General features: G+C 42.3%; 6 protein-coding genes and 1 pseudogene. 1 reads left to right on the top strand and 6 read right to left on the bottom strand.

From position 1 onward, the window contains the following. From KSO91_RS14135 to KSO91_RS14155, 5 genes are all read right to left on the bottom strand, one after another. Window positions 1–2758: type I restriction endonuclease subunit R (locus tag KSO91_RS14135; protein WP_238743682.1), on the bottom strand; the 2758-nt coding region annotated here is incomplete at its 3' end. Continuing rightward, window positions 2759–3742 (bottom strand): DUF5655 domain-containing protein, encoded by a 984-nt coding sequence (locus tag KSO91_RS14140; protein WP_238743683.1) that lies wholly within the window; start codon window positions 3740–3742, stop codon window positions 2759–2761. Further along, window positions 3742–5130, bottom strand: a complete 1389-nt coding sequence (locus KSO91_RS14145; RefSeq protein ID WP_238743684.1) for a restriction endonuclease subunit S — start codon at window positions 5128–5130, stop codon at window positions 3742–3744. Before KSO91_RS14145 ends, KSO91_RS14140 begins: the two co-directional genes overlap by 1 nt. Beyond that, window positions 5117–6199: a PDDEXK nuclease domain-containing protein gene (locus tag KSO91_RS14150; RefSeq protein WP_238743685.1), complete on the bottom strand. Its 1083-nt coding sequence runs from the start codon at window positions 6197–6199 to the stop codon at window positions 5117–5119. Before KSO91_RS14150 ends, KSO91_RS14145 begins: the two co-directional genes overlap by 14 nt. Continuing rightward, the gene (locus tag KSO91_RS14155) at window positions 6199–8619 is read right to left on the bottom strand and encodes a type I restriction-modification system subunit M (protein ID WP_238743686.1); all 2421 of its coding nucleotides are present in this window, start codon (window positions 8617–8619) and stop codon (window positions 6199–6201) included. The genes KSO91_RS14150 and KSO91_RS14155 overlap by 1 nt, the downstream gene beginning before the upstream one ends. 256 nt (window positions 8620–8875) lie before the next feature. Here KSO91_RS14155 and KSO91_RS14160 point away from each other — a divergent pair, with 256 nt between their 5' ends. Next, entirely contained in the window at window positions 8876–9772 is an 897-nt protein-coding gene (locus KSO91_RS14160; protein ID WP_238743687.1) for a hypothetical protein, read from the top strand. A 162-nt stretch (window positions 9773–9934) separates the two neighbouring features. On the opposite strand, the pseudogene KSO91_RS14165 reads toward KSO91_RS14160, so the two are convergent. Next, a pseudogene (locus KSO91_RS14165) lies at window positions 9935–10054 on the bottom strand (IS1595 family transposase); the annotation flags it as partial.

Consider the following 10054-nt stretch of genomic DNA (forward strand, 5'->3'; position numbering starts at 1 on the left):
AAAGCCAACCCAGAAAATTACCTGCCATGGAATTATCTAGAAAATAGTGAGTAACGGCTGACTTGCTTTCCAAAAAAGACTGAATTGGGCTAACCGCCCAAGTCAAACTATGCAGCCGTAAGCTCACCTCTTGCTTACACTCTTTAAAGCTATTTTCAGCATTCGCCATCAATACCGCATCAGCGGTTTTCTTGGTACGTTCAAACATATCTTTTGCTTGCACATACGCTTCAATCGACAAACTGTAACGCTTCTGCCAACGATCTTGTGCGAGCTTACATATATTGCTGATCACGGAGTTACTTTTGTTTTTAGCAAAAAAGGCATCACAAAAACGCTCCACCTCATTCCACAGGAAGATGCCACTGGCGCGTAGCTTCTCAAACAGGTCAAAAACAATATTCGGATCGCTGACATCCAGCAGCTCTGCGGTTTGATAGTAAGGTTGAAAGGCATCCAAAATATCTTGCGGTTCATTGAAGAAGTCCAACACAAAAGTGCCGCTCTCGGCTTTGCCTGGATAGGTGCGGTTCAAGCGTGACAACGTCTGCACGCACTCCACACCACCTAAAGGTTTATCCACGTACATCGCACATAGCTTAGGTTGGTCAAAACCCGTCTGAAACTTGTTAGCCACCAGCATCAGTTGATAATCATCACTGTCGAATGCTTTACGCATGTCTCGACCTTTCAAGTCAGAGTTCATATTCTTTTCAGTAAACTTGTCACCTACCCATTGTGTACAGTCAGGATCTTTGTCTGTGAATTCGACTTCACCCGAAAAAGCGACCATAGCCCTAATCGTCTGATAGCCACTCTCAGCGACGTACTTGTCAAAAGCAAGCTTGTAACGAACAGCCTCCTTGCGAGAGCTCGTAACCACCATAGCCTTCGCCTGACCGCCTATCAACCCCATCACATTGTCTTTAAAGTGTTCAATGATGACTTTTACTTTCTGGGAAATATTATAGTCATGCAGTCTTACCCACTGGTTGAGCTTCACTTTGGCTTTTTTACTGTCGACTTCCGAATCCGCAGCCTCAATCTTCTGGGCTAACTGATAGGCGACATGATAGTTGGTGTAGTTCTTCAACACATCAAGAATAAAGCCTTCTTCAATCGCCTGACGCATCGAATAAACATGATACGCTTCGGGCTTGTTCTGCTTAGAAGGTTGCTGACTCGGATCAGGCAGACGACCAAATAACTCCAAGGTCTTCGGCTTAGGCGTCGCGGTAAACGCATAATAATTGAGGTTGCCACTGCCACGACGCGCAGCAATGGTCGCATCAAGAATATCTTCCGAGGATAAAACCGTATCGTCATCCATCTCATCGGTCATCAATACTTCTTTTAACTGGCGCGCGGTTGAACCACTTTGTGAGGAGTGCGCTTCATCGGCAATCACCGCATAGTTACGCGCTTTTAAGCTAAGGCTATTCTCAATGGCACGCAGCACATGCGGAAAGGTTTGAATGGTTACGATGATAATTGGCTGTGCGTTTTCTAATGCATCCGCCAGCTTCTCAGATTTAGAGCCATCACCCTCTTTATTGTTAATACGTCCGACGACGCCATCGGCATGTTCAAACTGGTAGATGGTCTCTTGTAGCTGGTCATCAAGCACTGTGCGGTCGGTCACCACAATCACTGAATGAAACTGTTTGTTGCCCTGATCATCATGAAGTATCGATAGCTGATGCGCAGTCCATGCAATCGAGTTGGACTTACCAGAGCCAGCACTGTGTTGTATCAAGTATTTATTACCTGTGCCTTCATCAATGGCGGCATCAATCAACTTAGTAACCACATCCCACTGGTGATAACGCGGGAAGATCAGCGTCTCTTTCTTGTATTTTCGCCCGTCACCTTCTTCTTTCTCTTCGATTTGCAGATGCACAAAACGCGCGATAATATTGAGCAGGTTGTCTGGGTGCAACACCTCATTCCACAGGTAATCCGTTGCGTAACGGTTCTCATCGTCAGGCACATCGTTACCAGCGCCACCATCATGCGTGCCTTTGTTAAACGGCAAGAAGTACGTATCACCACCTTCGAGTCGTGTTGCCATATACACTTGGTATTGGCTCACCGCAAAGTGTACTAACGCACCACGTTTAAAGCTTAGTAACGGCTCCGGCTTTTTGGTAACGGGATCTTTAGGTGGACGGGTAAACTTATACTGCTTGATCGCATTTTCAATGGCTTGTTTAAACTCTGATTTTAACTCTAAGGTTGAAACTGGCAGACCATTCACAAACAGCACCAAGTCAATGCGCCATGCTTTGGCTTTTTTACCTGTAGAGGCGAGGTGTTCCGCCGTCGCATAAGGGCTGTAGACCAGCTCAGGTACGATACGGCAGATATTCTGCTGATAGCGCGCTAGCGTATCAGGGTTGAGGTTGTGCTCGGGTTTGAACTGACACAAAGAGAAACGTGCATTACGGATTTTCAAACCATGACGCAACACACCCAAGGTACCGTAGTTACGTGAAAGCTGGTCGGTCGCATTAATGTCCGCTTTTTTGAGCTGACCAACTAATGCATCAAGGAAGTGCGACTCAGGATCAATCGGGAAGAGCTTACAAAGCTTCTGCCACTCTTTGAGTTGTGTGCCTTTGACAAAAGTTAATACATCCAGCTCATACAAAGCCGACTCACGGTTGTAACCGTCAGGCTTACCTTCCACCCAACCGTTAGTGACCATCTGTGCAATGATGTCATCTTGGAAAATTCGTTCTTGAGTAGAATCTAGCATTTAATTCTCCTGATAACTTTTTTCGATAAGCTGCTTGGCTAATTCAAGGTCGTCAACACTTCTCACAATGACCTCTAAATCACCAGTACCCCAATGCCCTTTATCTCTCACATCACTAACTTTTCCAATAATTAAATCAATATTATCGGGATTAAGTTTCATATATAACCGTAATGATGGATCTTGTTGAGGAGCCCAAACTTGTACACTAACAAAATTCTTAATTCGTTTAAAAGCAGTGTAAAATTTAAGTTCTTTACGCTGAACTTCATCACCTAAAGAGTCAGAATAATCACAAATAGCCCCATACAATGAGAGCAAACTACTATCAGCCTGTAGGATACGAGCTTCATGTGTATCTTTACGTTCGGTTTTATTGTTATTGTTGTTAGTTTTTGCTTTAGCACTTGTAACCGAAGCCTTAACTTTAGTCACAGTACTAATAGGTTGAGGCACAGAAGTGGCGTTTACTAGTTCAAGTAACAGAAGATTTTCACCAAAGTAACGGTAACGCATCAACTCAATATTACGATGTATTTGCTGCACTGCATGCTCATCATACTTATTAAAATCACTGGCAATACAAACCAAACGTGTACCTGCCCATTCAATATTTTGAGCAACTTCTTTACCGAATTTATCCATCACTAACCATCTAAATTCAGCTTGATGATCTAATAGCCAGTCTAAATAGAATAAACCTTGGTTAATCACATTCTCGTTAGAGTGGCGTTTGTATTCAATAATAACAGGGCAACCATTTTCATCTAAACCCAGAGAGTCAATGCGACCTTTATGTGTTTTACCCGTGCTGTGCTCACTGACCAAAAATCGAATACCTAAAAAAACTTCCATGTTTTGTTCAATTTGCAATTGCAGGTCTTTTTCAAGTTTTGCTGTTTTACTTGTAAGCTCAATAACCGCTTGATCATCAGCAAGAACATGACTAGTTGCTGAAAGTTGAAATAACTTAATATCACTCATCAGATTGCCTCCATTTTTGATGCATTCCAGTCGCGCACATCAATTTTTCCTGTGACGGTGGCTGAGATCAGAGCTGTGCGGCGTTCTTGGAGTAGTAAAACTTGCTCATCAGCTTTATTAACTAGTAACTTAAACTGATGCAATTTACTGTCAATAAAAGAAGCAATTTGGGTTTGTTCAACTTCGGGAGGGAAAGCAACAACTAACTCTCGAATATCTTCCAAGCTAAGTTGAATTTTAGTCCCTCCATAACCAGCACCCAATAATTGCTCTTTTGAAGCATCTGATAAGATGAAATATGCTAACCATCTAGAATTTACTACTGATTTATTAGGTCGGCATAAAGAAACATGTTGACTAACGTAGCCTCCTGAAATTGACTCATCTGCCACACAGACAGAACCAAGGTCAGCTGTAATAGAGACTAATAGATCGCCATTATTAATTCTTGAACGCTCTCCTTCACTTCCTAAAGGAGGTTGAACATTCTTAATTGACTCTAATTTTGGCTCAATAGTATCTCTTGTTAGATTTGTAATTCTAAAAAATAGTTGTCCCTCATCGGAATAATACCCAGCCCATCCACGAGATCCACTGGTAATAAAGTCTTGTAGATACTTGTTCTTTTTAATTTCCCAATGCTCTGGCACTTCACCCAACCACTCAACACCGGAATCTTTCATTGGGGCTTGCGGATTTAGCCCTTTGGTCACCGCATGGCTGATCACCGCCTGACGTTTCTCTTTTAGCAGTTTAATCAATTGTTGTTGCTTGTCGATCAGGGTGTCTATTTTGGCTGTTTCGTGATCGAGGAAATTGGCGATTTGGGTTTGTTCTTCTAACACAGGAGAAGCATAGGTATAATTTGTAACAGTATCAGAGGGAACTCGCTTTAAGCCTCCTGCTCCAGTCATTGCACCAGTTGCCAAATCCATAAAACCATCTTCTTGCAAGCGATAAAAAAGAAATCTATTGTCTACGCTTACTCCAGCTCGGATAGTATAAATCTCAGAAGAGCCAAAGCCGATTTGATTTGTGAGTCCTGTGGCAATAGCAATATTTTTGTTTTCAAAACATGGCGTAACTTTAGCCATTAATATATCGCCATCTGCAAAATAGGTATAGCCATCATACACAGCATCTATTTTCTTATTTTCATCCAAGATAATAGAGTCTGTTTTAAGCTTTTCCATTGGAATAAAGCTACAGTCAAGAGTGCGGTCAACAACTGGCTTTTTAGGTGTCAACTCTGCAACATACTTAACCCTAGTAAGCAACCAATGTTCTGGAACATCACCCAACCACTCAACCCCAGAATCCTTATACTCTGGATAAGCCACATATTTCCGGTTCAAGGTTGACTCTTTATTACGATCAAGACTGTTCATGGTCACCCCCCAACAACTCTAGCTCTGCCACACTAGGTAAGCTGTTTTGTAGGGCTTCGGGAAGCGACTGTGTAAGCTTGTACTCGGAAATACCCATCGGCTTGTTGATGTCGCTCAGGGCGTATTCAGCGACGACTTTATCTTTGGTTTTGCATAACAATATGCCGATGGTTGGCGCATCACCTTGTTTGCAGAGTTGCTCATCAATCGCTTTGATGTAAAAGTTCAGCTTACCTGCATGCTCTGGCTCAAAGTCACCCAATTTTAATTCAATCACTACATAACAGTGCAGACGTGCATGGTAGAACAGTAGATCGATATAAAAGTCACGCTCACCCACCTTGATTGGATACTGTCGCCCCATGTACGCAAACCCTGCGCCTAGCTCTAGTAAAAATTGAGTGATGTGGTCGATTAACCCTTGCTCTAACTCTCTTTCACTATGCTGCTTGCTTAGGTTAAGAAAATCGAAAATGTAAGGGTCTTTTAAGGTCTGCATCGCTAAGTCGGATTGTGTTGCTGGCAGTGTGCGTGCAAAATTATGTAATGCGTTGCCTTCACGTTGCCACAGTTCACTTTCTATCTGATGCACTAAGACATTACGGCTCCAACCGTGCTCAAGGGTGCTTTGAACATAATAAACAGCCTCTTCCATGGTTTGGCACTTAGTGAAGATTTGAATATTGTGTCCCCATGGGATCTGCACTAATTGGGCAACAAGTTGTTGCCCAATTGCATCGTCTGCATAGAATTGTTGCCACTGGCGAATGTATTTAAGGTTTCGTACTGAAAAACCTTTCATATCGGGAAACGTCGCCATTAAGTCTTTACTAAGCTGAGCCAGTAACTTGTCACCCCATGTTGAGGATTTTTGTCGTTCAACAATCTCCGCGCCTAATTGCCAATACAGCTCCAGCAGTTCACTATTCACTCTTATAGCGGCTTTAAGTTGGCTTTGTAAAACGCGCTGTTTAAGCTCGGTTAACCACTGCTTGTAATGCGGGTCAACAGACATCAGTTCGTTATTTACCGTATTGTTTACCGCATCGTTTACCATATCCTTTGTCATTATGAATGCACCTCTTGTAAGAGCTTCATAATGTCCGCACTCACGGCATCGAGGTCGGCATCAATCTCAGTTAAGTCCCGTGGTGGTAGGTACTGGTAGAAGTGACGGTTAAAAGGAATTTCATAGCCAACAATGCCTATCTCTTCATCCTTCGCATCACGCTTATCGGCATTGATCCATGCGTCCGTTACATGTGGCGCAACTTCTTTATTGAAGTAGGTTTCAATCAGTTCCGCGTTGGTGATAGAAGGGTCAAGTGGCACGTTTTCGTTATCACGCAGGTCACCATCCGTCTGGAACTCCACTACCTTGCCTTTGTAAGCTTTGACGCTACCGCTATAGGTAAACGTCCCATAGAGAGGCTGTGCGCCTCCTTTGATAGTTTTCTTCACCACGGGCTCAGCTTCTTGGTTCTTCCACGTTACCGCATCTAAAAATTGCTTCTTCTCTTTGGTATCAAACTTGATGCCAGTGGCTCTAAACGCGTCTTTCAGTTCAAGATCGAACTGGTTAAAGTCATCACTTTGCTCTTCGCCTAATTCAGCCTGTAGTTGCTTTGCTTTTTCCATTAATGATTTTTGGAATAGCCAGATTTTACTGTCCAGTAAATCTTTGATCTGTTTCTCTTTCAACTCAGGAAAGTCGGCTTTGAGCATGGCACGAAGTTCAGCTTCGCAATCGGTAAGGTCACCGTAGCTTTCATCTGTCCATGTTGAACCAAAATCACTGTTAATACGCTGCATCACCGCATTAAACGGCTTAGGCGCAAAACGCAATGATTGAACCGCTTGATCAGTGACCTGTGCAGATAAACGCAATGGACGCTCAATAGCCAGACGGCGGTAGCCAAAATCGGTACTGTTGAATAGTTTACTCGCAAAGGTTTTAGGTACTGCGGTTTTAGGAGTTGCAGACTGACGACCACGATTAGACTTTTGCTCAGCAGGTTTATCTAAGCCAAGCTCTTCAAGAGAGGTAGCGTCAATCGCCGTAAAACCACCAAACGCACGGGTGATAGTTTTAATATCGTCAGCACTCATTAAGTTACGTTTAGAGCCTAACGATTTACGCATCTTGCCATAGAGGTTCGAGCCATCAATCAACTGCACCTTGCCTTTGCGTTGCTGATCTTTTTTATTACTGAGTATCCAAACATAAGTCGCGATGCCGGTGTTATAGAACATGTCAGTTGGTAACGCGACAATCGCTTCGAGTAGATCGGATTCGAGAATGTAACGGCGAATTTCACTTTCACCACTGCCAGCACCACCAGTAAACAATGGCGAGCCATTAAGAATAATACCGATACGTCCACCGTTCTCAGCGCCACTAGCAGATGAAGCACCTGCGGCGGGTAAAACGCCTGTGGCAGGTGAAGCGCCTGCGGCGGATGAAGAGCAGTCACGCATCTTGCTGATCAAATGCATTAAGAACAACAATGAACCATCAGAGACACGTGGCAAGCCTGCACCAAAGCGACCAGCAAACCCTTTTAATTGGTGCTCATCTTTAATATCAGCTTCAATCTTCTTCCAGTCCACACCAAACGGCGGGTTAGAGAGCATGTAATCAAACTTGTCCGCAGGCAGTTGATCATTGGATAACGTGTTACCCAATTTAATGTTTTTAACTTCTTGTCCTTTGATGAGCATGTCGGCTTTACAAATCGCATAAGACTCAGGGTTTAGCTCCTGCCCAAACGCCACCATACGTGCTGATTTGTTATGCTCGTACACATACTCCATGCCTGACGATAAGAAGCCACCAGTGCCCGCTGTTGGGTCGTAAATCGTGCGGATAGTACCGTCCTTCGAGAGGGCGTTATCATCTTCCATAAACACCAATGAAGTGGTTAGCTGTACTATGTCACGTGGGGTAAAGTGCTCGCCTGCTGTTTCATTAGAGCTTTCTGCAAAGCGACGAATTAACTCTTCAAAGACTAACCCCATCTCGTAGTTGGAGATCGCTGACGGGCTTAGGTCGGTAGTCGCAAATTTCTTTACTACCTTGTACAGCAGGTTGGCTTCATTAAGTGAACCGACAAATTCATCAAACTTAAAATGTTCAAAGATTTCACGGGCATCGAGGGAGAAGCATTGAATGTAGTGCTCAAGGTTGGCTTTAATGTCTGACTGCCCCATCTTGCCAAGGTCCATCGGTGAGGTGTTAAAGAACGTCAAGTTATCAGTTGCACGTAACAGCATCTTCTCTTGTGCTTCTTCCGGTAAGTTCATTACTTTAACTTTTTCATGCTGTGCCACGACCGCATCTTTGCTTGCTTCCAGTACACACTCAAGACGACGTAGCAGTGTAAACGGCAGGATAATACGACCATACTGAGATTGTTTAAAGTCACCACGCAGCAGGTCAGCAACCGACCAGATAAAGGCAGCGGTCGATGAAAAGTTAGAAGAAGTCATGAAAATCCTAAAAGAAAAGTAAAAAGTGATTATACAGAGATTTAGAGAGATTTCTGCAGACGAGGGTGGATATTGTTATGATTGCTATTGAATTTCATTAAGTTATAAGCTTAAATGAGTATAGGTTTCGCAAACCTTTCAGCCCATAGAAAAAGTGTCATCACAGCGTAATGTTTTTAAAAACACATTAACTTAATTTTCCTTTTTGAATCTTCATTTTTATGGGCAGTGAAGTATTATTCATAAGGATTATTTTATGTACTCTTCTAGCAACGAAAGCACTTACCAATTCCCACCTGAATTCCGCATACGTAATCAGGCTAAATTCTTAGTAAAGAAATTAAGCGTAACGCTCGGCGAAGCTCAAGAAATGATTTCTTATTACTATCAATGTAATAGTTGGTCGGAGTTAATGAGCTTTGCATCGATATCCGTTGCGCCACTTGAGTTAATCAAAAATTACGATAGTGTTGACGCAAGTGATTTTCGCAATGAAATACAAAAGCTTATTAGTTCAGGTTGGAAATCAAACATAAATGCAGTTAAGAAATTGGCTTTAATTCCACACTCTGTTTCTCACTCCATTGCAAACAATAATTTAGAATCTTTATATGATGAAGAAATAATCGCGCTTCACTATCATATTTTTGAAGGTGAAAAAGAACCACAATACGACATATACGAAGCATTAAGCCATGCAGACAACTCTATTTTGACGCATATCCGCCATCGAAAAAACAGAAAACACCCCAGAGGGCATTTAACTGATCATCGATACGGCTTCACAATGTATTACATGCTTCAATTAAATGGTAATTCGATAAGATTAATTATCAGAGAACTGGATACTTTATTTTCCCCCCCTTCACTGGAACATACCCATTTCAAAAAAGAATGGTTTGTTAAACATACACATGGATATTTAAAACATTTAATAAACTGTTTAGAAGTCGAATACACATCAGGTGAAGTTGTACTTCATCGAGTAGACAACCATGATTGTATAGTTAATAGATCATCTAATCGCCAGCACAACCCCCACAACATGAATTCACTTGGCGAGTATCTGATTTCTCAAGGAGGAATAGTCGAGCCTCTACTTGATAAAAATGATACAAGGTTAGGAATTACTTTAGCGTTTAGTAATAATTAATGTCCTATAAATGAAGTTGTGAATATCATTTCACAGTTTCATTTATATTTTCATTCACAATTCAGTTATGAGCACTTAACTGCAAAGCAGGTTTATATTTTGAATAATAACGAACTTAAGCCATTAACAAGGAATGAAATATTCCTAAATAGATTTACCTGATTACCCATAAAGCTCAGCCATGCTTAAATAGCGTTGTGGCATAGGCGGAGTACGTAAGGCAACGAACATAAACCGAGGCAGCATATCCTCAAGCGTGAAACGACGATTAAATCTATAACA

This window comes from Psychromonas antarctica (genome assembly GCF_022267535.1).
GTDB classification, from domain to species: domain Bacteria; phylum Pseudomonadota; class Gammaproteobacteria; order Enterobacterales; family Psychromonadaceae; genus Psychromonas; species Psychromonas antarctica.

What these genes read in the sequence shown, in the direction of transcription:
- KSO91_RS14155 (WP_238743686.1), bottom strand. Translation starts at nt 8,619, where the DNA reads ATGACTTCTTCTAACTTTTCATCGACCGCTGCCTTTATCTGGTCGGTT.
- KSO91_RS14145 (WP_238743684.1), bottom strand. Translation starts at nt 5,130, where the DNA reads ATGAACAGTCTTGATCGTAATAAAGAGTCAACCTTGAACCGGAAATAT.
- KSO91_RS14140 (WP_238743683.1), bottom strand. Translation starts at nt 3,742, where the DNA reads ATGAGTGATATTAAGTTATTTCAACTTTCAGCAACTAGTCATGTTCTT.
- KSO91_RS14160 (WP_238743687.1), top strand. Translation starts at nt 8,876, where the DNA reads ATGTACTCTTCTAGCAACGAAAGCACTTACCAATTCCCACCTGAATTC.
- KSO91_RS14150 (WP_238743685.1), bottom strand. Translation starts at nt 6,199, where the DNA reads ATGACAAAGGATATGGTAAACGATGCGGTAAACAATACGGTAAATAAC.